The following is a 22,639-nucleotide window of genomic DNA, read 5'->3' as shown; positions in this document are numbered from 1 at the left end:
GGGTCAAGCCGAGGAGCCTCCCCCCATGACCGACATCAGCAGCTTCACTCCCGACACCTCATCCGCCGCCGCCGCGCTGGACGGCGCGAAGAAGACGACCGCCGAAAAGACCAAGCAGGCAAAGGAAGCGGTCAGCAAAGCCGTGAAGTCGGCGCGCGAGACCGCCACTGAGGTGGCCCAGCAGACCCGCACCTTCGCGACCGAGAAGGCCAAGGTCGGCGCGGCCTGGACCCGCGACAAGGCCCAGGTGGCCCACCATGTCGCCGAGGACCATCCGATGGGCGTGGCCCTGGGCGCCTTCGCCATCGGCCTGGGCGTCGGCTTCCTGATCGCCCGGAACCTGGACTAGCTACAGCGTCAGCCGTTCGGCGTTCACGCCCGCGGCCCGCAAGGCCGCGAGGCGGGCGAAGGCCAGCGTCAGCGCCTTGCGACGCGCCGGCGCCAGGGGGGTGACCGGCGCCTCGCGCACGACCGCGCCGCCGAAGCTGTCGGCGACGACCAGCCCCGGCTCGTCCGGCAGGATCCCTTCGGGAAAGTGCGGCGCCACGGCGAAATAGAAGGCGTCGCAATAAGGCGCGTACTCACCCCACTTCCGATCGACCCGGAAGTCCTCCAGCCCTGACTTCACCTCGACGATCAGCACATCGCCTTTCGGACCCAGCGCCATCAGGTCGGCCCGCCGCCCGTTGGGCAGGGTCACCTCGGCCAGTGGCGCGTAGCCCAGGTCGACCAGCAGCCGCGCGGCGCCCCGCGTCACGGCCAGGGTGGTCTCCGGGCGTGTGGTCTCTGGGCGGCTCTGAAATTCGATGATTACGTCCACGACGTCATCATGTTCCAGCTTTGTTCGCGGATCAAGCCGGAGGGACATGTGTGTCTTTCGGGCGGTCTTTTACGGAGTTGCGCGCTCAGCCCCGCGGCTGTTCAACAGGGGGGGAACAGGGGAAGCACGATGCGCATCGCCGTCTTTTCGGCCAAGGCCTATGACCGCCGGTTCCTGGACGCGGCTAATGGCGCGTTCGGGCACGAGATCGACTATTTCGACGCCCGCCTCGATGCGACGACCGCGCGGCTGGCCGGCGGCTATCCGGCGGTCTGCGTCTTCGTCAACGACCGGCTGGACGCCGCCGCGCTGGAGGCCCTCGCCGCCGTCGGGGTCCGGACGGTCGCCCTGCGTTGCGCCGGTTACAACAATGTCGATCTCGACGCCGCCGAGGCCCTGGGCGTCACGGTGGTGCGCGTGCCGGCCTATTCGCCCGAGGCGGTGGCCGAGTTCACCCTGGGCCTGATCCTGGCCGTCGATCGCAACATCCCCCGGGCCTGGAGCCGGGTTCGCGAGAACAATTTCGCGCTGGACGGCCTGATCGGCCGCAACCTGTCGGGCCGCGTCGCCGGGGTGGTCGGAACCGGCCGCATCGGCGCCCTGGTCGCGCGGATGCTGCGGATCGGCTTCGGCTGCGAGGTCCTGGCCAGCGACGTCCATCAGGATCCCGAACTGGTCGCGGCCGGCGTCCGCTACGTCCCGGTCGAGACGCTGCTGCGCGAGGCCGACCTGATCTCGCTGCATTGTCCCCTGACGCCCGCGACCCGCCACCTGATCGACGCCCGGGTGATCGCCGACGCCCGGCCCGGGGTCCTGATCGTCAACACCAGCCGCGGCGCCCTGATCGACACCAACGCGCTGATCGAGGGGCTGAAATCGCGCAAGGTCGGCGGCGTGGCCCTGGACGTCTACGAGCAGGAAGCCGACCTGTTCTTCGAGGATCTCTCCAACGAGATCATTCAGGACGACGTGTTCCAGCGTCTGCTGACCTTCCCGAACGTGCTGATCACCGGCCACCAGGCCTTCCTCACCGAGGAGGCCCTGGGCGCGATCGCCAGCACGACCCTGGCCAGCCTCGCCGAGATCGAGGCCGGGCGCGAGCCCGTCAACCGGGTGGTGGCGGCGGTGGTGAAGGGCGCCTAGCCTTTCGGCTGCTTGGTCTGCCGCAGCATCGCCGTGTCATAGCCCAGCGCCTTGGCGCGCGCGGTCAGGGCCGCGCGGTCGGCCTCGGTCGGGAGCTCGCGCGACAGCAGCCACAGATAGCGGCCCGAGCCCTCGCCGACGATCGACCAGCTGTAGTCGTCGGCGTGGTCCAGGACCCAGTAGTCGCCCCAGAATGGACCGAAGAAGCTGACTTTCAGCTTGGCGTTGGTGGCGGTGTCCACGACCTTGGCCTTGCCCTCGCTGGCCTTGATCGGGCCGTCGACCGCGCCCTGGCGACAGGTGTTCACGACGCGGATCAGGCCGTCGGGGCGTTTAGAATAGTCGGCGGTGACGCCCTCGCAGCCCTTCTCGAACCGCATGTCGTAGCGGGCGACCTCGTACCACCGGCCCAGGTAGCGATCGAGCTCGACGCTCTTGGCCGGCTGCGGCGGCTTGGGATTGCCGCTCGGACCCGAGACGCAGGCGCCGAGCGCGAGGAAGAGGGGCAGAGCGAGCAGGGCGGTGCGCATGGAACCTCCGGAAGCGGTTGGCGGAGAGGATACGGCCGCGGACGTTCATCGGATGGGCGCGGGACGCCAGAAACGACGACCGCCCCGCCGGGGTTCCGGCGGGGCGGTGCGCGCCTAGGCAGGCGGTGGGATTCCTATTCGGCCGCGATGTTGATCGCGGCCAGCCTTCTCTTCTACTCGGCCGCGATATTGATCGCGGCCGTGGGACGGTTCTTGAAGTTGATGGCCTGCAGGTGGCGGATGCCTTCCTCGGCGATGTCGTCGCCGACCATCCGCTCGCCCTCGCTCTTCAGCTCCTCGAGGTCGACATACATGGCGTAGAACGCCTTGGTGCGGTCGGTGATGATGCCGGCGTTGAGCAGAGTCTTGACCAGCACCCGGAAGATGTTGGTCTGCTCCTTCATGTTCTCCCGACGCAGGTCGTCGGTCATGATCTTTCCGTACTCCTCGACCACCTTGTCCGGATCCAGGCCGAATTCGGCGTAGAGATCCAGCTGCTGGTGCGGTGAGACCAGATTGAACAGCAGGGTCTGGAAGCAGTGCGCCGCCCAGTCCTCGATGATGGCGTGCTCCTCGGCCGAGAGCTTCGGCACCGTACGGTCGGCCCAGATCTTCCCGAACTTGTGGTGGAAGGCCTCGTCGGTCATCACCAGCTGCAGCAGCTTCTTGCCCACCGGATCATGGATCTGGTTGAAGAAGGTGGCGAAGGCGCCCATGGCCAGGCCCTCGACCAGCATCTGCATGCCGATGATCTTCTTGTAGACCTCGGGCGCGCCGATGATCTCGACCAGCAGGGTCTTCAGCGCCGGGCCGCATTCGACCGGCTTGCCCCAGCGGGCCTTGATGTACTTGGCGAAGGCCGTGACGTGGCGGGCTTCCTCGCGCGTCTGGTTGGCGGCGTATTCCTGCGCGCCCTGGTCCTTGAGCACGTGGCACAGGCTGGCCGACAGGTTCAGCGCGCCCTGCTCGCCATGCAGGATCGACGAGAAGCTGCGCAGCACCGACTGGTTGATGAAGCGGATGCGCTGCTTGGGGTCGGAAAGGTGGTCGGAGACGTAGTCTGTCGACAGGGCGATCACGAGATCCTCGGGAACCAGGGCCTGGTTCTCCATGTCGAACGGCTCGTCGAAGTCGATATAGGCTTTGTCCAGCGGATCCCAGAAGTGGTCGTGGGTGGCCGAGATGATCTTGTCGAAGGCGCTGGAGCGGTTGCCGTAGCGGTCGAGTTCGAGCATCGACTCGAAGTCGTCCGGCGCGACCGCGTCGTACATGGCGTCCTTGGTGATGTTCTTGTCGGTCATGTCGGCGCTCCCTATGGCCGTGCGACGTCCGTCGTGCCGAGCCCGTCTTGCGCGGGTCTTCGGCTATCTGAACACTGTCAACTCAACTCTTGACGTTGGTCAAATTAAAAATGACGGAGGCGTCAGGTTTGCGACGAAACTTAAGTTGGTGAACGGAATGAAGATCTTCGTGCTGACCGGGGCCGGGATTTCGGCCGAGAGCGGCCTGGGCACCTTCCGCGACAAGGACGGGGTGTGGACCCGGTACGACCTCTCGGAGGTCGCCACGCCGGAGGGGTTCGCCCGGGATCCGGCCAAGGTCCGCGCCTTCTACAACGCCCGCCGCGCCAACCTGGCCGAGGCCTCGCCGAATGCCGCCCACGTCGCTCTGGCGCGGCTGGAGGCCGCCCTGGCGGCGCGCGGCGGCGACCTGTGGCTCTGCACCCAGAATGTCGACGACCTGCACGAGAAGGCGGGCTCCCGGCGCGTGGTCCACATGCACGGCGAACTGGCCGTGACCCGCTGCGCCCACTGCCAGGCCCTGCGCCCCGATCCGGGCCCGCTGACCGCCGAGGCCGTGTGCGAGGCCTGCGGTCGCGACGGCGGGGCGCGGCCCCACGTGGTCTGGTTCGGCGAAATGCCGCTCCACATGGACGCCATCGAGGACGCCCTGGCCGAGGCCGACCTCTTCGTCTCGATCGGCACCTCGGGTTCGGTCTACCCGGCCGCCGGCTTCGTCACCGAGGCGCGGGCGATGGGCGTCGCGACCTGCGAGATCAATCTGGAGCCCTCGGCCAACGCCTATGTCTTCGGCGAGAAGCACTATGGGCCGGCCAGCGAGGTCGTGCCGGCCTGGGTGGAGCGGGTGCTGAACGGCCTCTAGGCGGGCCGGGCCACGCCCTGCTCGCACCAGCCCATCGGGCGGGGGACCTTGTCCAGGTAGAAGCGCCGGGTCTCGCCCAGCGCGAAGCCTGCCGTTTCGATCGCCGCCGAGACCGGTCGGGTCAGGTGGCAGCCGCCGGCCAGGCGGGTCCAGATCGGCTCCAGGCGCCTCTGCCAGCGGACCACGCCATCGTCGGGCGACAGGCCGTGCTCGCAGAACAGGAACCGGCCGTCTGGCCGCAACACCCGCCGTGTCTCGGACAGCACGGCGGCCGTCGAGCGGACCGAGCACAGGGTGAAGGTGCAGACCACGGTGTCGAAACTGGCGTCGGCGAACGGCAGGCGCTCGGCCTCGCCGGCGGCGATCTCGACGGCCAGGCCCTGGGGTCGCGGCGCGGCCTCGGCGATCGCGCGCAGCTCGGGCGAGGGATCGACGCCGGTCACGCTGGTCGCGGCGGCGGGATCGTAGAAGGCCAGGTTCAGGCCGCCGCCGATCCCCAGCTCCAGCACCCGGCCCCTGGCCTGGGGCACGATCCGGACCCGTTGCTCGCGGATAGACGGCGCGCCGCACGCGCAGCACAGCAGTCTCGGCAGGATGTGACGGTCGTACCAGGCAGCCATTCGGCGTTCCTCCCCGCCGACAGCAGGCCGCTCGCCGCGCGCCCGGTCAAGCCGGCCTCCTGACAGATCTGGCAGCAATGGGGTTTATTCGGACGCACGCGTTCCGGAGCCGCCCATGCCCAAGACCCTCAAGCCACCCGCCGAGGAAGCCGAAGGCGCCTGCGCGTGCGGCGCTGTCCGCCTGGCCATCGGCGTCCCGGCGCGGTGGGCGTTCCACGACCATTCGGCCGCCAGCCGCCGCGCCCAGGGCTGCGCCTATGTCACCTATGTCGGAAGCTATCGCAGCCGCTTCCACTGGCTGGAGGGCGAGGACCTGGTGACTCGCCACGAACACGAGGGGACGACCCGGGGGTTCTGCGGGCGCTGCGGGACGCCGCTCTTCATGGAGCGCAAGCGCGCCCCGACCATGGTCAACCTGCCCCGGGCGCTCTTCGACACGCGCACGGGCCGCGAGCCGCGCTATCACACGGCCCTCGACCAGGCGCCGGATTGGGCCTACGGCGGCGGCAAGCTGGTCCCGCTGAAGGGCTATCCCGGCGTGATGTGGGAGCGGCCCAAGCCGAAGGCCAAGCGACGGGCGGCCGTCGACGACTTCCTCTAGCGGCCTTCCAGCGCCGCCAGCACGGCCGGCTGCAACCGCGCAAGTTCGGCCAGGCGCTCGATCAGGGCGTCCTTGCTGTCGAGGGCGAGACCGTCGCGGAGCTGGGCCATGCGGTCGCGAACCTTGGAAAGGTCGGCCGCGTTGGCGGCGGTGACCACGGCCGCCTGGTGCTTGCAGGCGCCGAACTTCTCGAAGCCGGGGCAGGTGCAGGTCCCTTCGCCGGCGGGCGCCCACAGCTGCACGACATAGAGGTCGCCGACGCTGCCGATGACGTGGGCGGTGACCTTCTCGTCCTCGATCGAGACGAGGTCGACGTCGCCCTTCTCGGCCATGGCCACGCCGGTGTCGAACCAGCGCTCGTCCATGCGCTCGCGCCAGGCCTCGGTGTCGAAGAGCGGGGTGTCGGGCTGGCTCATTCCTCGTCCTCGATGCGGTGGATGTCGTCGTCCGACAGGCCGAAATGGTGGCCGATCTCGTGGACCAGCACGTGGGTGATCAGGTCGCCGAGCGAGACGTCGCCGCGCTCGGCCCACTCGTCCAGGATCGGGCGGCGGTACAGGAACACCCGCGACGGCTCGGTCCCGTAGTCCAGCACCGAGCGGCGGCCCAGGTCCACGCCCTGGTAGAGGCCGGTCAGCTCGAAGGCGTCCTCGATGCCGAGCGAGTCCAGCACGTCCTCGGACGGAAAGTCGTCGACCCGGATCACCACGTCGCCGGACAGCTTGCGAAAGCCGTCGGGCAGGGCGTCGAAGGCCTGCTGGGCCAGGACGGCGAAGTCGTCGAGCGAGGGGGCGAGGCGGGCGGACCAGGTCATGAGCCTCCAAATAGAGCGATTGGAGCGGGACGCCAGCGCCCGATGTGGTTAAATCGCGACGGACCGCCACACCCGTCCTTGATCGCGCTCTGGTCATGGCCCGACTAATCTGGGATTCTGATTCGACGATCCGCTGGGGACCCGCTGGGGTAAGCGACGCGCCTGATGACTTCGTACGACCTGATCCTCGCGGCGGCGGCCGGCGCGGTTTGCTTGGCCATTTGCGTCACCTTGTGGTCGCTGGGCCAGCGCCGGAGCTTCGAGGCGCGCATCGCGGCGCTGAAGGCGCGGCTGGTCCAGCAGGGCGGCGGCGCGGACGACGCGCCCGCCTGGGTCGAGGCGTTCGACGCCGCCGTGCTGGCCGTCGAGGACGGCCATCCGCGGCTGGCCGCCGGCCCCGAGGGCCTGGCCGCCTGCGCCCGGGTGCTGGGCGTCGCGGCCGAGCCCCAGGCGGTGGTCGCCGCCCTGGCCGCCACCGATCCCGAGAACACCCACAAGCTGACCGCCCTGTTCGAGCGCGGCGAGGCCTGCGCCTTCGAGGCGCGGGGGACGGGCGGCTGGATCTCGATCGAGGGCCGTTCGGCGGGCGCCCTGGCCTGGCTGCGCCTGGCGCCCGCCAGCGGCGGCGACGCCGGCCTGCCGTCCGCGCCGCGCTTCGCCGCCTTCGTCGACAGCGTGGCCGAGCCCGCCTGGATCGCCGCCGCCGACGGCCAGCCGACCTGGGGCAACGACGCCTTCATCCGCGCGGTCGGGGCGACCTCGGTCTCGGCCCAGGCCCTGGCCGGCCGTAGCTTTGACCGCGCCGCCGACGCCCTGGCCATCGAGGCCGCCGAGAAGGGCGAGCGCCGCGAGGCCCTGCGCTGGATCACCCTGGACGGCCGACGCCGGGCGTTCCGCGTGTCGGCCCAGCCGCTGGAAGGCGGCGGGGTGGGCGTGTTCTGCGTCGACGTCACCGAGATCGAGGACGTCCGCGACGCCTTCAAGAAGCATGTCGAGGCCCACGACGAGACCCTCAACCACATCGCCGAGGCCGTGGCCATCTTCAGCCAGACGCGGCGGCTGTCATATCACAACACCGCCTTCGCCGAGCTGTGGGGCCTGGAGCGGGCGTGGCTGGACGAGCGTCCGACCCATGGCGAGGTGCTGGACCGCCTGCGTCAGCGCCGCCGCCTGCCCGAGACCATCGACTACGCCAGCTGGAAGGCCGCCGAGCTGACCCGCTATGAGGACCTGGGCCCCCAGGCCGACGACCTGTGGCACCTTCCCGACGGCCGCACCCTGAAGGTCGTGCGCCAGCCGCACCCGCTGGGCGGCATGCTGCTGATCTATTCCGACATCACCGGCGAACTGCGCCTGAAGGCCCAGTACAACGCCCTGATCCAGGTGCAGCAGGCCACGCTGGACAAGCTGAACGACGCCGTCGCCGTGTTCGGCTCGGACGGGCGCCTGCGCCTGCACAACGAGGCCTTCGAAACCTTCTGGAACGTCAGCGCCTTCGCCCTGGAGGCGGCCGGCGACTTCGAGGGCGTGGTCGAGCTGTGCGTGCCGCGCCTGCACGACCTGGCGTTCTGGCGCGAGCTGAAGGGCCGGGTGGCCGATCCGGATCCGCAGATGCGCGCCCCGACCTCGGGCGAGGTGCGGACCTCGGACGACCGCATCGTCGTCTACCAGAGCCGGCCGCTGCCGGACGGCGCGACCCTGATCGCCTTCGCCGACGTCACCGACACCCGCGACCTGCAGAGCGCCCTGGCCGACCGGTCCGCCGCCCTGGCCGAGGCCGAGCGGCTGAAGCGCGACTTCGTCGGCAACGTTTCGTACGAGCTGCGTACGCCGCTGACGACGATCATCGGCTATTCCGAGCTGCTGGAGCGCGCCGAGGGTATCTCCGAACGTGGCCGCAACCACGTGGCCGCCGTCCGCGCCGCCGCCACCCAGCTGGCCCGCTCGATCGACGACGTGCTGGACATGGCCCAGATCGACGCCGGCGAGATGGCCCTGGAGATCGAGGACATCCGCGTCGCCGACCTGCTGCTGAACGCCCAGGAGCGCGCCCTGAAGGACGCCCAGCTGGGCGCGGTGACCCTGGCGGTCGAGTGCGAGGAGGACGTGGGTCTGATCCGCGGCGACGCCAAGCGCCTGGCCCAGACCCTGGCCCATCTGGTCGACAACGCCCTGCGCCAGACCCCGCCCGGCGGCCGCGTCACCCTGCAGGCCCGTCGCGCCCTGGGCGAGGTGCGGCTGGACGTCTCCGACACCGGCCGAGGCGTGCCGTTCCACGTCCAGGCCCACATCTTCGACCGCTTCGTCGGCCGCGATCGCGGCGGTCCCGGCCTGGGCCTGGCCCTGGTCAAGGCGCTGGTCGAGCTGCACGGCGGCTGGGTGGCCCTGGAGAGCGAGCCGGGCGCCGGCTCGACCTTCACCTGCCACCTGCCCGAGACCCAGCAGCCCGGCGCCATGCAGCCGGAGCTGGGCTTCTAGCCTAGAGGCCCAGCTTGGGCGGCTTGCGCCAGTCGGCCAGCACCTGGCCGTCGCGGATCACCTCGACCCGGTCGATGCGGGCGGTGATGAAGCACTGCTTATCCTGGATCATCATCGGCGTGTCGCCGGTGATCTCGTGCGACGAGACCTGGCCGTGATAGGCGCCACAGAATACCCCGGTCTTGGTCAGGTCGGTGATCTCGCCCTCGTAGACCACGATCATGGCGGCCGCCCAGCGCGAGGCCTGGGCGCTGGTGCCGCGCGTCTGACCGATCACCAGGGGCGAGAAGCCCTCGGGCAGGGCCGAGGGGCCGCCATCCTTGAAGGGGATGGCCAGGCCGAAGCTGGCGGCGCGGGTCGAGGAGCCGACGTCCAGATTGTAGCCGTCGCGGGTCTCGGTCCGGAACTTGGTGGGCGCGCTGCGAGCGTCGACGTCGAAGTACAGCGACTGCAGCGGCGGCAGCGCCTCCAGCCCGGCGGCCTTGTAGCCGTCGAAGTTCTGGTCGGTGATCTGGCCCAGGCCGATCGTCGTGACCATGGCCCGCTTGTCGCGGTCGTAGCTCCACCGCGCCGACTGCTTGAAGGCCTTGTACTTCACCACCTTCTGGTCGGCGAAGGGCCTCACGATGCGGAACTTGCGCCCAGTCAGCGACGAAGCGTCGCGGGTCTGGGCGGCCGTTTCCATGGCCTGCCTCAGGCCGGCCGCGTCCAGCACGCCGGACTCGGCCGGAGCGAGAAGCGAAAACAGAAGCACGCCAAGCATCGAGGACCTCCTACGGACGCCGAGATCAGGCGGCGCGAACCGCGCGGCTGTCAAGCTGACGGAGCCGGTCCGGCGTTGCGGATATAAAGATATCTTTATGCGTTAATTGCTCGGAAGGGCCTGGCGCGCTATAAGCGCTCCAAGACTTCACCCCCAACACCCATTCGGGCAGGAGCCGCACGTGGCCGACTACATCGTCAAGGACATCTCGCTCGCCGACTACGGCCGCAAGGAAATCGCCATCGCCGAGACCGAGATGCCGGGCCTGATGGCCACGCGCGCCGAGTACGGCCCCAAGCAGATCCTCAAGGGCGCCCGCATCGCCGGCAGCCTGCACATGACCATCCAGACCGCCGTGCTGATCGAGACCCTGGTGGCTCTCGGCGCGGAAGTCCGCTGGGCCTCGTGCAACATCTTCTCGACCCAGGATCACGCCGCGGCCGCCATCGCCGCCGCCAACATCCCGGTCTTCGCCTTCAAGGGCGAGAACCTGGTCGAGTACTGGGAATACGCCCACAAGATCTTCGAGTGGGGCGACGGCGGCTATCCGAACCTGATCCTCGACGACGGCGGCGACGCCACCCTGCTCTGCGTGCTGGGCCCCAAGGCCGAGAAGGATCCGTCGATCCTCGACAATCCGCAGAACGAGGAAGAAGAAGCCCTCTACGCCGTGATGAAGAAGTACCTGGCCGAGAAGCCGGGCTTCTACTCGGCCATCCGGTCGGCCATCGGCGGCGTTTCGGAAGAGACCACCACGGGCGTCCACCGCCTGTACCAGATGGCCCAGAAGGGCGAGCTGCCGTTCCCGGCCATCAACGTCAACGACAGCGTCACCAAGAGCAAGTTCGACAACCTGTACGGCTGCCGTGAATCGCTGGTCGACGCGATCCGTCGCGGCACCGACGTCATGCTGTCGGGCAAGGTCGCGGTGGTCTGCGGCTATGGCGACGTGGGCAAGGGCTCGGCCGCCTCGCTGCGCCAAGGCGGCGCCCGCGTGATCGTCACCGAAGTCGACCCGATCTGCGCCCTGCAGGCCGCCATGGAAGGCTACGAGGTCCAGACCCTGGCCGACGTCGCCGACAAGGCCGACATCTTCGTCACGGCGACCGGCAACAAGGACGTCATCACGGTCGAAGACATGCGGCGGATGAAGAACAACGCCATCGTCTGCAACATCGGCCACTTCGACTCGGAAATTCAGATCGCCGGCCTGCGCAACTTCAAGTGGGACGAGATCAAGCCGCAGGTCCACCACGTGGAATTCCCGGACGGCAAGAAGCTGATCGTGCTGTCGGAAGGCCGCCTGGTGAACCTGGGCAACGCCACGGGCCACCCTTCGTTCGTGATGTCGGCCTCGTTCACCAACCAGACCCTGGCCCAGATCGAACTGTGGACCAACAAGGCCAAGTACGAGAACCAAGTCTACACCCTGCCCAAGCACCTGGACGAGAAGGTCGCCTTCCTGCACCTGGAGAAGCTGGGCGCCAAGCTGACCCAGCTGCGCAAGGACCAGGCCGACTATATCGGCGTGCCGGAAGCCGGTCCGTTCAAGCCGGACCACTACCGCTACTAGATCCCGCCTCGTCAGGATCCTCGGAGGGCCCGTCGCGCACCGCGGCGGGCCTTTCGTTTTTCCGGCCCGCCTTGCTGTTCAAGGTCGCGGGGTTCGGCTAATCGCTTGGTCATGCCGCTAGCCTTGATCCTCTCCAGCCACGTCGCCGGCAGCCAGGTCGGCGCGAGCGCCCAGGCCGCCGCCTTGGCCCCGTTCGGGATCGACGCCATGGTCGTGCCGACCGTGCTGTTCGGCCGCCACCCCGGCTGGGGCGCGCCCGGCGGCGCGGCGACGCCGATCGAGACCTTCGAGGGCATGCTGGAGGGCATCCAGGCCAACGGCCTGTTCGGCCTGGTCGACGTCGTGATCACCGGCTACTTCGCCACCGCCGCCCAGGTCCAGGGCGCGGCCCGGGCGATCGACGCCGTCCGCGCCGCGCCGCGCGGACGCGCCTTCGCCCCCGCTCCGACCATCGTCGTCGATCCTACCATGGGCGACGAGGGCAAGGGCCTCTACGTGCCTGTCGAGACCGCCGAGGCGATCATCGGCGAGCTGGCGCCGCGCGCCGACGTCGTCGCCTGCAACGCCTGGGAGCTGCACAGGCTGACGGGCGTCGACGCCCGCGAGCCCATGGCGGCCGCGACCGCCGCGCGGGCGCTGGGCAAGCCCACCCTGGTCTCGTCCGTCCGGCGCGGCGACGAGATCGGCGCGGTCCTGGCTGGCGACGGCGAGGCCTGGCTGGCCCTGCACGCCGAAGCCGACCGCGCGCCCAACGGGACCGGCGACCTCTTGACCGCCCTCTACGCCGCCGCGCTGATCGAGGGGCAGACCGCCTCGCACGGCCTGGCCCGCGCCGTCGGCGGCGTGGCCGAGACCGTCGCCGCCGCCAATCTCTGGAACGCGCCCGAGCTGCCGATCGTGGCCATGGGCGCGCGGATCAAGCAGACCTCTCCCTCCGTCCGCATCGAGCGCCTGGCCTAGCCCATGACCATCGACATCACCGGGCTGTGCCCCGACCGTTTCGCCCGCGTCCGCGACGCCTTCGCGGCCAATTTCGAGAATAATGGCGAGCTGGGCGCGCGCTTCGCCTTCGCCATCGACGGTGAGATCGTCGTCGACCTGATGGGCGGCCATGCCGACCGCAAGCGCGAGGTCGCCTTCGGTCCCGACACCCTGACGGCCCTGTTCTCGACGACCAAGGCCGTGGCGGCCCTGCTGGTCGCGCGGCTGGTCGACGAGGGCCGCCTGGCCTACGACCAACCCGTCGCCGACGTGTGGCCCGAGTTCGCGCAAGCCGGCAAGCAGGACGTCACCATCGAGCAGGCGATGTCGCACCAGGCGGGGCTGTCGGGCTTTCCCGACGAGACCGATCCCTCGATCTGGTTCGACTGGGACGCCACCTGCGCCAAGCTGGCGGCCATGGCCCCGCTGTTCCCGATCGGCTCGGCCAGCGGCTATCATCCGGTGACCTTCGGCTACATCGCCGGCGAGATCTTCCGCCGAGTCGACGGCCGCACGATGGGGACCGCGCTGCGCGAGGACATCGCCGGGCCGCTGGGCCTGGACCTCTGGATCGGCCTGCCCGACAGCGAGCACGGCCGCGTCGCCGAGCTGATGCGTCCGACGGCCCTGCCGCAGTTCGGCGAGATCAACGCCGCCGTGACCGCCGCCTTCCTCAAGCCCTGGTCCTCGCCGGGCGGCAAGGGTGCGGCCGAGTGGCGGCGGGTCGAGATCCCCTCGGCCAACGGCCACGCCACCGCCCCCGCCCTGGCCCGTCTGATGGGCGCCCTGGCCAGCGGCGGAAGCCTGGACGGCCGCTCGATCCTGACCCCAGCCGGGATCAAGGCCGCCAGCGCCCAGCGCATCCGCGGCCGGGACCTGGTGCTGCCCTACGAGATCAGCTGGGGCGCGGGCTTCATGCGCAACGAGCCCAACCTGTTCTATGGCCCCACGCTCGACGCGTTCGGCCACTCCGGCTGGGGCGGCTCGTGCGCGTTCGCCGACCCCACGCGCGGTGTCTCGGGGGCCTATGTGATGAACAAGCAGGGCAATGCCCTGATCGGTGACCCACGCGCCGTGCGCCTGATCGAGGCGGCCTACGCCAGCCTGTAGAGGGCCTCGCTTTAGAGACCGTTGAAGCCTAGCCTGTAGCGTCGCGTCCGAAGGAGAGACGCATGGTTTCGATCCGTATCGCCGCGCTGGCGCTGGCCGCCCTGGCCCTCGCGGGAAGCGTTCACGCCGAAGAGCGCGACTTCTGTCCCGACCGTCCGGGCAAGGGCTCGCCGCCGTGCGTGCTGGACAAGGGCCGTTTCCAGGTCGAGGTCAGCGGCGTCGACGCGACCCTGGACAAGAGCGACGGAGTCTCGACCCACGACATCGCCTATGGCGGGCTGGAGCTGCGGCTGGGCCTGGCCTCGACGGTCGAGGGACAGCTGAGTTGGACGCCCTATGAGCGCGTGCGGACCAAGGACCAGGGCGTCGTCGGGGCCGTGTCCGGCGCTGGCGACCTGAGCCTGGCCCTGCGGTGGTCGCTGAGGAACCCGGCGGGCGATGGCCTGTCGGTCGCCGTCCAGCCGTTCGTCGTCGCGCCCACCGGGGCGGACGGGATCGGCGGCGACGCCTGGCAGGGCGGGGTGATCGTCCCCGTCTCGATCCCCTTGAACGACGACTGGTCGCTGAGCCTGTCGCCCGAGCTCGACGCCCGGCCCGACGCCGACGGCTCGGGCCGCCACGCCGGCTACGTTCTGGCCAGCGGCGTGGGCCGCATGGTCGGGCCGGTGAACCTGGGCGCGGAGCTGTGGGTCGATGTCGACGACGACTCGGCCGGCCGGGTCACCCAGACCAGCTTCGACCTGACCGCCGCCTGGACCCCGGCGAGCCTGAAGGACGTCCAGTTCGACGCCTCGGCCTATGTCGGCCTCAACCGTCGGACCCCGGACCTGCAGCTGGTGGTGGGCGTGGCGCATCGGTTCTAGGGCTCGGGGTTCTGATGGTCGCCAGGCCCACGAGGCCGGCCGCGATCGCCGCCGCGGCGCTGATGCCCATCACCCACGGATAGCCCCCGCCGCCGGGCGCGAAATAGACGAGCCCCAGCACTGCCACGGCCAGCAGGCCAGCGACACGGGCTACGGCGTTGTTGATCCCCGAGGCGACGCCGGAATGGCTGGACGGGACCGCCGCCATCACCGTGCTGGTGAGGGGCGCGACGCTGATCGTCATGCCCAGGGCCAGCACCAGCAGGCCGGGCAGCACGCCGGTCCAGAAGCCGCTGGCGATCCACGGCGCGCCCAGCAGGGCGAAGCCGATCCCGGCCGTGATCGGGCCGACCGTCAGCATGGCGCGGGCGCCGACCTTGTTGGCGACGCGACCCGAGACGCCCGACAGCGTCCCCATCACCGCCGACAGCGGCAGCAGAGTCGCCCCGGCCTCGGCCGCCTTGTAGCCGTGCTTGGCGATCAGTTCGTAGGGCAGGAAGAACAAGGCTCCGGTCAGGCCGAAATAGAGCGCCAGGGTCAGGAGGTTGGCGCCGCTGAAGGTCGGCGAGCGATAGAGCGACAGCGGCATCATCGGATGCGTCTCGCGCGCTTGGGCCAAAACGAAGCCGGCCAGGATCGCGACGCCGGCGACCAGGGCGCTCCAGACCGCCGGGCTATGCCAGCCACGCTCGCCCGCCGCCGTCAGGCCCCAGGTCAGGACGCCCAGGCCGGCGGCCGCCAGGATCGCGCCGCGCCAGTCCAGGTGGTCGACGTCGGGGTCGCGGCTCTCGGGCACGGCCTTCAGCGCCAGCCAGACGGTGGCGGCGGCGATCGGCAGGTTGATCAGGAAGATGGCGCGCCACGACACCGCGTCGACCAGCCAGCCGCCCAGCACCGGGCCGACGGCGGCGGTCACCGCCGCGAAGCCGGCCCAGGCGCCGATCATCGGGCCGCGCGCCTTTTCGTCGAACGACGCGCCCAGGATGGCCAGGCTGGCCGGCACGACGAAGGCGGCCGCCAGGCCCTGGACGGCGCGGACGGCGATCAGCAGCTGGACGTTCGGAGCCAGGGCGCAGGCCAGGGAGGCCAGGGCGAACAGGACGACGCCGGCCATGAACATCCGCCGCCGGCCCCAGCGGTCGCCGGCCGAGCCGCCGATCAGGACCAGCGAGCCCAGCAGCAGGAGGTAGGCGTTGACGATCCACTGGATCTCGGCCGGGTCGGCCTTCAGCGCCTGGCGGATGGCGGGCAGGGCGACATTGACCACCGAGCCGTCGATGAAGGCCAGGCTGGAGCCCAGCACCGTGGCGGCCAGGATCAGCCGGCCGCGACCCTTGGAGATCGTCTCGTCCCTGTTCGAGTTCGGCCTGTTCGAACTTGCCATGCCGCGACCATGGCCTGGTCTTCAGGCCGGCGCCAGCACCCGCGTCCGCTTCCAGGCCCCATAGGCGAACACGGCCACGCCCAGCCAGATGAACGCGAACGACAGGGCCCGCAGCGGCGTGAATGGCTCGCCGAACGCGACGCCCAGCAGGAACTGCAGCGTGGGCGCGATGAACTGCAGGAAGCCCAGGGCGCTGAGGGGCAGGCGGCGGGCCGACCAGGCGAACAGGGCCAGCGGGATCACCGTGGCGGGGCCGGCCAGGGCCAGCAGGGCGGTGACGCCGGCGCCGAAGTGGCCCTGGCCGCTGGCCTGCAGGTGCAGCACGTAGAACAGGCCGGGCAGGGCCAGGTAGGCGCACTCGACGAAGAGGCCGGTCTGAGCGTCGGCCTTCACCTGCTTCCTCAGGATGCCATAGGCGCAGAAGGTCAGGGCCAGGCCCAGCGACACGATCGGCAGGTGGCCCAGGGCCAGGGTCTGGATGCCGACGCCGACGACCGCGAAGCCGATCGCGACCTTGCCCTCGACGGTCATGCGCTCGCGAAACAGCAGGGCCCCGGCGGCCATGTTCATCAGCGGATTGATATAGTAGCCGAGGCTGGCCTCGATCACATGGCCGGCGTTCACCGCGAAGACGTAGATCGTCCAGTTGCTGAAGATGGCCAGGGTCGACAGCGCCAGGACCCCCAGGGTCTTGGGCTGGCGCAGCACCTGGGCGACCTGGCCGCCCTGCCTGGCGATCAGGACGAGGCCCGCCGCCCACAGCACCGACCACAGCGAGCGGTGGGCGATCATCTCCCAGGGCGGTACGCCCAGGTTCGACAGCAGGTGGAAGTACAGGGGCAGGAAGCCCCAAAGCACGTAGCAGCCGACGCCGGCGACGTAGGCCGACCGTGTCTCGGCCTGGGTCTGGTTCACGCTCGCCGACATGGCGTCGTCCTTATCGTCAGGAAAGAAAAAGGCTCCCGGGACATCTGCCCCGGGAGCCCTGATTTCCACCCGCTTGTTGCGGATAGGGGTCCTAGGCCGGGGTCTTCTGCTTGATCAGGCCCTTGTCGTGCAGCAGCTGGGCGATCTGCACGGCGTTCAGGGCCGCGCCCTTGCGCAGGTTGTCGGCCACGCACCACAGCGCGATGCCGTTCTCGACGGTCGGGTCGGTGCGGATGCGCGAGACATAGACCGGGAATTCGCCGGCGCTTTCCTTCGGCGTCATGTAGCCGCCGTCCTCGCGCTTATCGATGACTTCCACGCCGTCGGCGTCGCGCAGGATCTCGCGGACGTCTTCCTCGTCCAGCGGGGTCTCGAATTCGATGTTCACCGACTCGGCGTGGCCGACCATGACCGGCACGCGCACGGCGGTGGCGGTCAGCTTGATCGACGGATCCAGGATCTTCTTGGTCTCCGCCATCATCTTCCACTCTTCCTTCGTGTAGCCGTCCTCCATGAACACATCGATGTGCGGGATGACGTTGAAGGCGATCTGCTTGGTGAACTTCTTGGGCGGCGGGGCGCCCAGGACGAACACGCCCTTGGTCTGCTCCCACAGCTCGTCCATGCCTTCCTTGCCCGCGCCCGACACCGACTGGTAGGTCGAGACGACCACCCGCTTGATCTTGGCTTCAGCGTGCAGGGGGGCCAGCACTACCACCAGCTGCGCGGTCGAGCAGTTGGGGTTGGCGATGATGTTCTTGGGCAGCTTGTCGACGGCGTTCGGGTTCACTTCCGGCACCACCAGCGGCACGTCTGGGTCCATCCGGAAGTGGCTGGAATTGTCGATGACGATCGGGCCGGCCGCGCCGATCTTCTCGCCCCAGGCCTTGGAGATGGCGCCGCCGGCGCTCATCAGCACGATGTCGACGGTCGAGAAGTCGAACGTCTCCAGGTCCTCGCACCGCAGGATCTGGCTACCGAAGGAGACTTCGACGCCGATGGATTTGCGGCTGGCGATGGCGTGCATCTTGTCCACGGGGAATTTCACTTCCTCGAGGATGTTGAACATCTCGCGGCCCACATTGCCCGTGGCGCCGACCACGGCGACCCGGTAACCCATCGCGCTCTCCTGAAATACTGTCGTCCGCGAAAGGGTGCGGAGCGCGGTTCCGTACGCCTCATGCCCGGCGGGCGCAAGGCGGGGTTTCGCCAGCGGACGCGGGTTCATCCCCGATCGGCGGCCAAAGCCGGCAAGGCGCACCGCCATGGCCAGGCTTCGCGCGGTGTTCGAGGATGATTCTTGCGCCGCGCGGCTATGGGCCCGGCTTGGCCGCGCCCGCCGCGGCGGGCTCGTCGTTCTCGAGGGTGAAGGTGATCGGCAGGGTGATGACCAGGCCGTCGACGCTGTCGCCCTCCTTGGTCCACGGGTTCATGCGCATGATCCCGGCCGCCTTGATCGCCGCCGCGCCGAAGTCGAGGCCGGCCGGCGTCTCGCGGGCGGCCTGGCAGCTGGTCAGCTCGCCGGTGGCGGTGACGGTGCAGGTCGCCGCGCCCTGTCCAGTGCGGACCCCGGCCTTGACCGCCGCCTCGGGATAGACCGACGCCATGCCCTCGGGCGACAGGGTGCGGATCCAGCGGGGCTTGGTCAGCTTGCGCGTATCGGGCGTGGCGGGGTCGCGGAAGCGGAACGGCACATCGATCTTGAAGGTCCTGGCGGTCTTTGCGTCCTCGGGCGCGAAGGTGACGCCGAACGACTTCGACAGCGACAGGGCCGCCTTGCCGAAGCCCTTGCCGCGCGGGCTCTCCGAAATCACGTCGCAGCCGCGCAGGCGGCCGGAGCGGTCGAGGCCGCAGCGCAGGGCCGCCTGGCCCGAGGCCAACCCCGCCGCCTCCTTGGGCCAGGCCGCGTTGACCTCGGCCTGGGTGGGGACGATGGTCCACGGCGGGTCGAGGACGACCGTGGTGCTGGTCATCATCGAGGAGGGCGAGGGCGCCTCCCAGTTGATCGGGATGGCCACCGTGCCGCCGGGCACGGCCTTGCCGCCGCGCATCTTGGGGGTCATGCGCAGCTGCGGCGTTAGTTGCAGGCCGGCCGCGCCGAAATTGTAGTCCTTCGGCGACTCGTACAGCACCTTGCAGTTCTGCAGGAAACCCTCGGTCGTCACCTGGCAGCCGATCGTCGCCTTGCCGCCGACGCCGTCCTCGATGGCCTTCTTGGGAAAGACGTTGGCGATCTCCTGGCCGGTCGGCTTGCGCAGCCAGTTGGGATTGGCGTCGCCGGGGCCGAGGAATTCGAAGAAGGTCCGCACCGGTCGTCCCGTCGTCGCGGCGCCGGCGTCGTCCGTGGCCTTGATCCGCTCGTATCCCACCACCGACAACGCCGCCTGGCCGAAGCCCTGGCCGGCGGGGTTCTCCTGGGCGACCTTGCAGTCGACCAGCTTGCCGCCGTCGGCCGCCGTGCAGTCCAGGGCGGCCTTGCCGGTGACGGTCGCGCCCTTGGGGTAGGCGGCCTTCATCTTGTCGCGCGGGACCTTGACCGTGAAGTGCGGCCTCCAGCCGCCGCCGGCCCCAACGTGGGCTAGGTCGTCCTCGTCCTCGGCCCGGGCCTGGTGGGCGAACGCGACCGAAAGGCCAGCCATGAGCGAGACCAGCAGAAGCTTACGCGACAGCACGATGGAACCCCGAGCGAAGGGCGGCGCGCGACCCCTTCGGCGCTCGACCTTAGGTCGAGGATAAGTCAGCTATTCGCCGGCCGCCAGAGGGTTTCCGACGCGCGCCGAGGTCCCTATGTTGCCGCCATGACCGACGTCGCCGCGCCCCCGCTTCCGAACGCTTCCGAACTGACCCAGGACGGCCCCGCCGTCCGGCTCTTCCTCGTCGACGGCTCGGCCTATCTGTTCCGCGCCTACCACGCCCTGCCGCCGCTGACCCGCAAGAGCGACGGCCTGCCGGTGGGCGCCGTCCAGGGCTTCTGCAACATGCTGTGGAAGCTGATGCGCGACATGCAGGGCGACACGCCCACGCACCTGGCGGTCATCTGGGACCACTCTGAGAAGACGTTCCGAAACAATCTGTACGACCAGTACAAGGCCCACCGTCCGCCGCCGCCCGAGGACCTGATCCCGCAGTTCCCCCTGGTGCGCGAGGCGACGCTGGCGTTCGGCGTGCCGGCCATCGAGCTGCCCGGCTACGAGGCCGACGACCTAATCGCCGCCTATGCCTGCAAGGCCAGGGCAGTGGGCGGCGAGGCGGTCATCGTCTCGTCCGACAAGGACCTGATGCAGCTGGTCGGCGACGGCGTCTCGATGTTCGATCCGATGAAGGGCGTGCGCATCGAGCGCGAGCAGGTGTTCGAGAAGTTCGGCGTCTATCCTGAGAAGGTCGTCGACGTGCAGGCCCTGTGCGGCGACAGCGTCGACAACGTGCCGGGCGCCCCGGGCATCGGGATCAAGACCGCCGCCCAGTTGATCAACGAATATGGCGACCTCGACACGCTGCTGGCCCGCGCTGGCGAGATCAAGCAGCCCAAGCGCCGCGAGACCCTGATCGAGTTCGCCGACCAGATCCGCCTGTCGCGGGCCCTGGTGAAGCTGGACTGCGACACGCCGCTGCCCCAGCCGCTGGACGAGCTGACCGTGCGCGAGCCGGACAAGGAAGTCCTGGCGGCCTTCCTCGAGCAGATGGAGTTCCGCACCCTGGCCCGCCGGGTCGGCGACGGCTCGGCCGCGGCGACGCCGGGGACGCTGGACCGGCCGGCCGGTCTGGGCGCGGGCGCCCAGCCCAAGGCGCCCGTCAGCACCATCTCGTACATGGGCGCGGCGGCCCGCGCCGCCGCCAGCCCGGTGGCCGAGCCGATCACCGTCGACCACGCCGCCTATGCCTGCGTCCGCGACATCGAGACCCTGAAGGCCTGGGTCGCCAAGGCGACGGCCAAGGGTGTCGTCGCCTTCGACACCGAGACCGACGCCCTGTCCTCGGCGACCGCCGGCCTGTGCGGCGTGTCGCTGGCCATCGCCCCGGGCGAGGCCTGCTACATCCCGATCAGCCACTGCGAGAAGGCCGACGGCCTGGCCTTCGAGGCGCCGGCCGATATCGAGCAGATCCCCCTGGCCGACGTGATCGCCACCCTGAAGCCGCTGCTGGAGGATCCGGCGGTGCTGAAGGTGGCCCAGAACGCCAAGTACGACATCGCCGTCCTCTCGCGGCACGGGATCGAGGTCTCGCCCATCGAGGACACCATGCTGATCAGCTACGTGCTGGAAGCGGGGCTGCACGGCCACGGCATGGACGAGCTGTCGGAGCTGTGGCTGGGCCATAAGCCGATCCCGTTCAAGCAGGTGTGCGGTACGGGCAAGGGCCAGATCAGCTTCAAGCACGTGACCCTGCCCGAGGCGACGGCCTACGCCGCCGAGGACGCCGACGTCACCCTGCGTCTCTACGAGACCCTGAAGCCGCGCCTGGCGCGCGAGGGCCTCCTGACCGTCTACGAGACCCTGGAGCGGCCGCTGCCGGCGGTGCTGGCGCGGATGGAGAACAACGGGGTGCGCGTCGACCCCGAGGCCCTGCGCCTGCTGTCCAACGAGTTCTCGCTGCGCATGGCCCAGTTCGAGGCCCGCGCCCAGGAGCTGGTGGGGCGTCCGTTCAACCTGGGCAGCCCCAAGCAGATCGGCGACGTGCTGTTCGGCGAGATGGCCCTGAAGGGCGGCAAGAAGACCGCCACCGGCCAGTGGTCGACAGACAGCGACGTGCTGGAGAGCCTGGCCCTGGAGCACGAGTTGCCCCGGGTCCTGCTGGACTGGCGCCAGCTGTCGAAGCTGAAGGGCACCTATACCGAGAACCTGATCGCGGCGATCGCGCCGTCGACTGGCCGGGTCCACACCTCGTACGCCCTGGCCGCGACGACGACGGGGCGGCTGTCGTCATCCGATCCCAACCTGCAGAACATTCCCGTCCGCACCGAGGAAGGCCGCAAGATCCGCAAGGCGTTCATCGCCGAGCCGGGCAAGGTGCTGATCAGCGCCGACTACAGCCAGATCGAGCTGCGTCTCCTGGCCCACATCGGCGACATCCCGCAGCTGAAGAAGGCCTTCCAGGAGGGCCTGGACATCCACGCCATGACGGCCTCGGAGATGTTCGACACGCCGATCGAGGGCATGGACCCGATGATCCGTCGCCGGGCCAAGGCCATCAACTTCGGCATCGTCTACGGCATCAGCGCGTTCGGCCTGGCCAACCAGCTGGGCATCGGCCAGGGCGAGGCCGGGGCCTATATCAAGACCTATTTCGAGCGCTTCCCCGGCATCCAGGCCTATATGGACGCGACCAAGGCCTTCGTGCGCGAGCACGGCTATGTCAGCACGATCTTCGGGCGGAAGATCACCATCCCCGAGATCCAGTCCAAGTCGGTCGGCCAGCGCCAGTTCGCCGAGCGGGCGGCGATCAACGCCCCGATCCAGGGCGCCGCGTCCGACGTCATGCGCCGGGCGATGATCCGCATGCCCGCCGCCCTTCGGGCCGCGGGACTGGACGCGAAGATGCTGCTGCAGGTGCACGACGAACTGGTCTTCGAGGCCCCGGAGGGCGAGGCCGACCGCGCCTGCGACGTGATCCGGGCCGTCATGGAGAAGGCCGCCGAGCCGGCCGTGGCGCTGTCCGTGCCGCTCACGGTCGAGGCCCGCGCCGCGCTCAACTGGGACGAGGCGCACTAAATGTAAAATTTCGCGGAATTGTCAAAACTGCGACATCGCGCCGCATCAGGGTTAATGCCCCGGCAACGGTTGTAGGCCCACTGCTTGGGTGACGCCCGCGAACCCTAGTGCAGTTCAAAGAGTAGTGTTATCCGAGGTTTAGCGGTCGTCGTCCCCGAGAC

The 22,639-nt window shown here is 69.5% G+C and carries 21 protein-coding genes; 10 read left to right on the top strand and 11 right to left on the bottom strand.

Annotated features, from left to right (window positions below; all coding sequences use genetic code 11):
• The first annotated feature begins 25 nt into the window (after positions 1-25).
• On the top strand, positions 26-349 hold the full coding sequence (locus K8940_RS22200; protein WP_223392210.1) for a hypothetical protein: 324 nt from the start codon (positions 26-28) through the stop codon (positions 347-349).
• Here K8940_RS22200 and mmcB read toward each other — a convergent pair whose 3' ends face one another.
• A complete protein-coding gene (gene mmcB / locus K8940_RS22195; RefSeq protein ID WP_223392209.1) occupies positions 350-820 on the bottom strand; it encodes a DNA repair putative endonuclease MmcB in 471 nt (156 codons plus the stop codon). It lies immediately after the preceding gene.
• 129 nt (positions 821-949) lie between these two features.
• Here mmcB and K8940_RS22190 point away from each other — a divergent pair, with 129 nt between their 5' ends.
• Positions 950-1,963, top strand: a complete 1,014-nt coding sequence (locus K8940_RS22190) for a 2-hydroxyacid dehydrogenase (RefSeq protein WP_223392208.1) — start codon at positions 950-952, stop codon at positions 1,961-1,963.
• Here the strand turns inward: K8940_RS22190 and K8940_RS22185 are convergent.
• Both K8940_RS22185 and K8940_RS22180 read right to left on the bottom strand, forming a co-directional pair.
• Complete coding sequence (locus K8940_RS22185; protein ID WP_223392207.1) at positions 1,960-2,493, bottom strand: lipocalin family protein; 534 nt, start codon at positions 2,491-2,493, stop codon at positions 1,960-1,962. The two genes, K8940_RS22190 and K8940_RS22185, sit on opposite strands and share 4 nt — an antisense overlap.
• A gap of 173 nt (positions 2,494-2,666) precedes the next feature.
• The gene (locus K8940_RS22180; RefSeq protein WP_223392206.1) at positions 2,667-3,794 is read right to left on the bottom strand and encodes a ferritin-like domain-containing protein; all 1,128 of its coding nucleotides are present in this window, start codon (positions 3,792-3,794) and stop codon (positions 2,667-2,669) included.
• A gap of 157 nt (positions 3,795-3,951) precedes the next feature.
• On the opposite strand from K8940_RS22180, the gene K8940_RS22175 reads away from it, so the two are divergent.
• Positions 3,952-4,656, top strand: a complete 705-nt coding sequence (locus K8940_RS22175) for an NAD-dependent deacylase (RefSeq protein WP_411675571.1) — start codon at positions 3,952-3,954, stop codon at positions 4,654-4,656.
• Here the strand turns inward: K8940_RS22175 and K8940_RS22170 are convergent.
• Positions 4,653-5,276 (bottom strand): class I SAM-dependent methyltransferase, encoded by a 624-nt coding sequence (locus K8940_RS22170; protein ID WP_223392204.1) that lies wholly within the window; start codon positions 5,274-5,276, stop codon positions 4,653-4,655. The two genes, K8940_RS22175 and K8940_RS22170, sit on opposite strands and share 4 nt — an antisense overlap.
• A 115-nt stretch (positions 5,277-5,391) precedes the next feature.
• Between K8940_RS22170 and K8940_RS22165 the strand changes: the two genes are divergently transcribed.
• On the top strand, positions 5,392-5,877 hold the full coding sequence (locus K8940_RS22165) for a GFA family protein (RefSeq protein WP_223392203.1): 486 nt from the start codon (positions 5,392-5,394) through the stop codon (positions 5,875-5,877).
• Here the strand turns inward: K8940_RS22165 and K8940_RS22160 are convergent.
• Positions 5,874-6,293, bottom strand: coding sequence for an SWIM zinc finger domain-containing protein (locus tag K8940_RS22160; protein ID WP_223392202.1), 420 nt, complete (start codon positions 6,291-6,293; stop codon positions 5,874-5,876). The genes K8940_RS22165 and K8940_RS22160 overlap by 4 nt on opposite strands.
• Positions 6,290-6,691, bottom strand: a complete 402-nt coding sequence (locus K8940_RS22155) for a metallopeptidase family protein (RefSeq protein ID WP_223392201.1) — start codon at positions 6,689-6,691, stop codon at positions 6,290-6,292. The genes K8940_RS22160 and K8940_RS22155 overlap by 4 nt, the downstream gene beginning before the upstream one ends.
• A 165-nt stretch (positions 6,692-6,856) precedes the next feature.
• On the opposite strand from K8940_RS22155, the gene K8940_RS22150 reads away from it, so the two are divergent.
• The gene (locus K8940_RS22150; RefSeq protein WP_223392200.1) at positions 6,857-9,169 is read left to right on the top strand and encodes an ATP-binding protein; all 2,313 of its coding nucleotides are present in this window, start codon (positions 6,857-6,859) and stop codon (positions 9,167-9,169) included.
• Position 9,170: 1 nt separating this feature from the next.
• Here K8940_RS22150 and K8940_RS22145 read toward each other — a convergent pair whose 3' ends face one another.
• Positions 9,171-9,932: a hypothetical protein gene (locus K8940_RS22145; RefSeq protein WP_223392199.1), complete on the bottom strand. Its 762-nt coding sequence runs from the start codon at positions 9,930-9,932 to the stop codon at positions 9,171-9,173.
• A gap of 181 nt (positions 9,933-10,113) precedes the next feature.
• Here K8940_RS22145 and ahcY point away from each other — a divergent pair, with 181 nt between their 5' ends.
• The 4 genes from ahcY (at position 10,114) to K8940_RS22125 (ending at position 14,459) form a co-directional block, all read left to right on the top strand.
• Positions 10,114-11,505: an adenosylhomocysteinase gene (gene ahcY / locus K8940_RS22140; RefSeq protein ID WP_223392198.1), complete on the top strand. Its 1,392-nt coding sequence runs from the start codon at positions 10,114-10,116 to the stop codon at positions 11,503-11,505.
• Positions 11,506-11,616: 111 nt separating this feature from the next.
• On the top strand, positions 11,617-12,465 hold the full coding sequence (locus tag K8940_RS22135; protein WP_223392197.1) for a bifunctional hydroxymethylpyrimidine kinase/phosphomethylpyrimidine kinase: 849 nt from the start codon (positions 11,617-11,619) through the stop codon (positions 12,463-12,465).
• A 3-nt stretch (positions 12,466-12,468) separates the two neighbouring features.
• Positions 12,469-13,596 carry a serine hydrolase domain-containing protein gene (locus K8940_RS22130; protein ID WP_223392196.1) on the top strand — a complete coding sequence of 376 codons (1,128 nt, stop codon included), beginning with the start codon at positions 12,469-12,471 and terminating at the stop codon, positions 13,594-13,596.
• 62 nt (positions 13,597-13,658) lie between these two features.
• Positions 13,659-14,459, top strand: coding sequence for a transporter (locus K8940_RS22125; protein ID WP_223392195.1), 801 nt, complete (start codon positions 13,659-13,661; stop codon positions 14,457-14,459).
• On the opposite strand, the gene K8940_RS22120 is transcribed toward K8940_RS22125, so the two are convergent.
• The 4 genes from K8940_RS22120 to K8940_RS22105 all read right to left on the bottom strand — a co-directional run bounded on the left by K8940_RS22120 (position 14,404) and on the right by K8940_RS22105 (position 19,442).
• On the bottom strand, positions 14,404-15,843 hold the full coding sequence (locus K8940_RS22120; RefSeq protein WP_223392194.1) for an MFS transporter: 1,440 nt from the start codon (positions 15,841-15,843) through the stop codon (positions 14,404-14,406). The two genes, K8940_RS22125 and K8940_RS22120, sit on opposite strands and share 56 nt — an antisense overlap.
• A 21-nt stretch (positions 15,844-15,864) precedes the next feature.
• Positions 15,865-16,770 carry an EamA family transporter RarD gene (gene rarD, locus K8940_RS22115; RefSeq protein ID WP_223392193.1) on the bottom strand — a complete coding sequence of 302 codons (906 nt, stop codon included), beginning with the start codon at positions 16,768-16,770 and terminating at the stop codon, positions 15,865-15,867.
• A 91-nt stretch (positions 16,771-16,861) separates the two neighbouring features.
• Complete coding sequence (locus K8940_RS22110) at positions 16,862-17,890, bottom strand: aspartate-semialdehyde dehydrogenase (protein ID WP_223392192.1); 1,029 nt, start codon at positions 17,888-17,890, stop codon at positions 16,862-16,864.
• A 193-nt stretch (positions 17,891-18,083) separates the two neighbouring features.
• Positions 18,084-19,442 carry a TonB family protein gene (locus K8940_RS22105; protein WP_223392191.1) on the bottom strand — a complete coding sequence of 453 codons (1,359 nt, stop codon included), beginning with the start codon at positions 19,440-19,442 and terminating at the stop codon, positions 18,084-18,086.
• 126 nt (positions 19,443-19,568) lie between these two features.
• Between K8940_RS22105 and polA the strand changes: the two genes are divergently transcribed.
• Complete coding sequence (gene polA, locus K8940_RS22100) at positions 19,569-22,478, top strand: DNA polymerase I (RefSeq protein ID WP_223392190.1); 2,910 nt, start codon at positions 19,569-19,571, stop codon at positions 22,476-22,478.
• Positions 22,479-22,639 lie beyond the last annotated feature (161 nt).

This window comes from Caulobacter segnis (genome assembly GCF_019931575.1).
GTDB lineage: Bacteria > Pseudomonadota > Alphaproteobacteria > Caulobacterales > Caulobacteraceae > Caulobacter > Caulobacter segnis_C.
This window is presented reverse-complemented; position numbering and strand designations above follow the sequence as displayed.

Bases quoted from the DNA above. Each gene is read 5' to 3' on its own strand.
- K8940_RS22135 (WP_223392197.1), top strand. From the start codon at position 11,617: ATGCCGCTAGCCTTGATCCTCTCCAGCCACGTCGCCGGCAGCCAGGTC.
- K8940_RS22110 (WP_223392192.1), bottom strand. From the start codon at position 17,890: ATGGGTTACCGGGTCGCCGTGGTCGGCGCCACGGGCAATGTGGGCCGC.
- K8940_RS22130 (WP_223392196.1), top strand. From the start codon at position 12,469: ATGACCATCGACATCACCGGGCTGTGCCCCGACCGTTTCGCCCGCGTC.
- K8940_RS22200 (WP_223392210.1), top strand. From the start codon at position 26: ATGACCGACATCAGCAGCTTCACTCCCGACACCTCATCCGCCGCCGCC.
- polA (WP_223392190.1), top strand. From the start codon at position 19,569: ATGACCGACGTCGCCGCGCCCCCGCTTCCGAACGCTTCCGAACTGACC.
- K8940_RS22125 (WP_223392195.1), top strand. From the start codon at position 13,659: ATGGTTTCGATCCGTATCGCCGCGCTGGCGCTGGCCGCCCTGGCCCTC.
- K8940_RS22160 (WP_223392202.1), bottom strand. From the start codon at position 6,293: ATGAGCCAGCCCGACACCCCGCTCTTCGACACCGAGGCCTGGCGCGAG.
- K8940_RS22120 (WP_223392194.1), bottom strand. From the start codon at position 15,843: ATGGCAAGTTCGAACAGGCCGAACTCGAACAGGGACGAGACGATCTCC.
- K8940_RS22175 (WP_411675571.1), top strand. From the start codon at position 3,952: ATGAAGATCTTCGTGCTGACCGGGGCCGGGATTTCGGCCGAGAGCGGC.
- K8940_RS22145 (WP_223392199.1), bottom strand. From the start codon at position 9,932: ATGCTTGGCGTGCTTCTGTTTTCGCTTCTCGCTCCGGCCGAGTCCGGC.
- K8940_RS22155 (WP_223392201.1), bottom strand. From the start codon at position 6,691: ATGACCTGGTCCGCCCGCCTCGCCCCCTCGCTCGACGACTTCGCCGTC.
- K8940_RS22165 (WP_223392203.1), top strand. From the start codon at position 5,392: ATGCCCAAGACCCTCAAGCCACCCGCCGAGGAAGCCGAAGGCGCCTGC.
- K8940_RS22180 (WP_223392206.1), bottom strand. From the start codon at position 3,794: ATGACCGACAAGAACATCACCAAGGACGCCATGTACGACGCGGTCGCG.
- K8940_RS22185 (WP_223392207.1), bottom strand. From the start codon at position 2,493: ATGCGCACCGCCCTGCTCGCTCTGCCCCTCTTCCTCGCGCTCGGCGCC.
- K8940_RS22190 (WP_223392208.1), top strand. From the start codon at position 950: ATGCGCATCGCCGTCTTTTCGGCCAAGGCCTATGACCGCCGGTTCCTG.
- K8940_RS22170 (WP_223392204.1), bottom strand. From the start codon at position 5,276: ATGGCTGCCTGGTACGACCGTCACATCCTGCCGAGACTGCTGTGCTGC.
- rarD (WP_223392193.1), bottom strand. From the start codon at position 16,770: ATGTCGGCGAGCGTGAACCAGACCCAGGCCGAGACACGGTCGGCCTAC.
- K8940_RS22150 (WP_223392200.1), top strand. From the start codon at position 6,857: ATGACTTCGTACGACCTGATCCTCGCGGCGGCGGCCGGCGCGGTTTGC.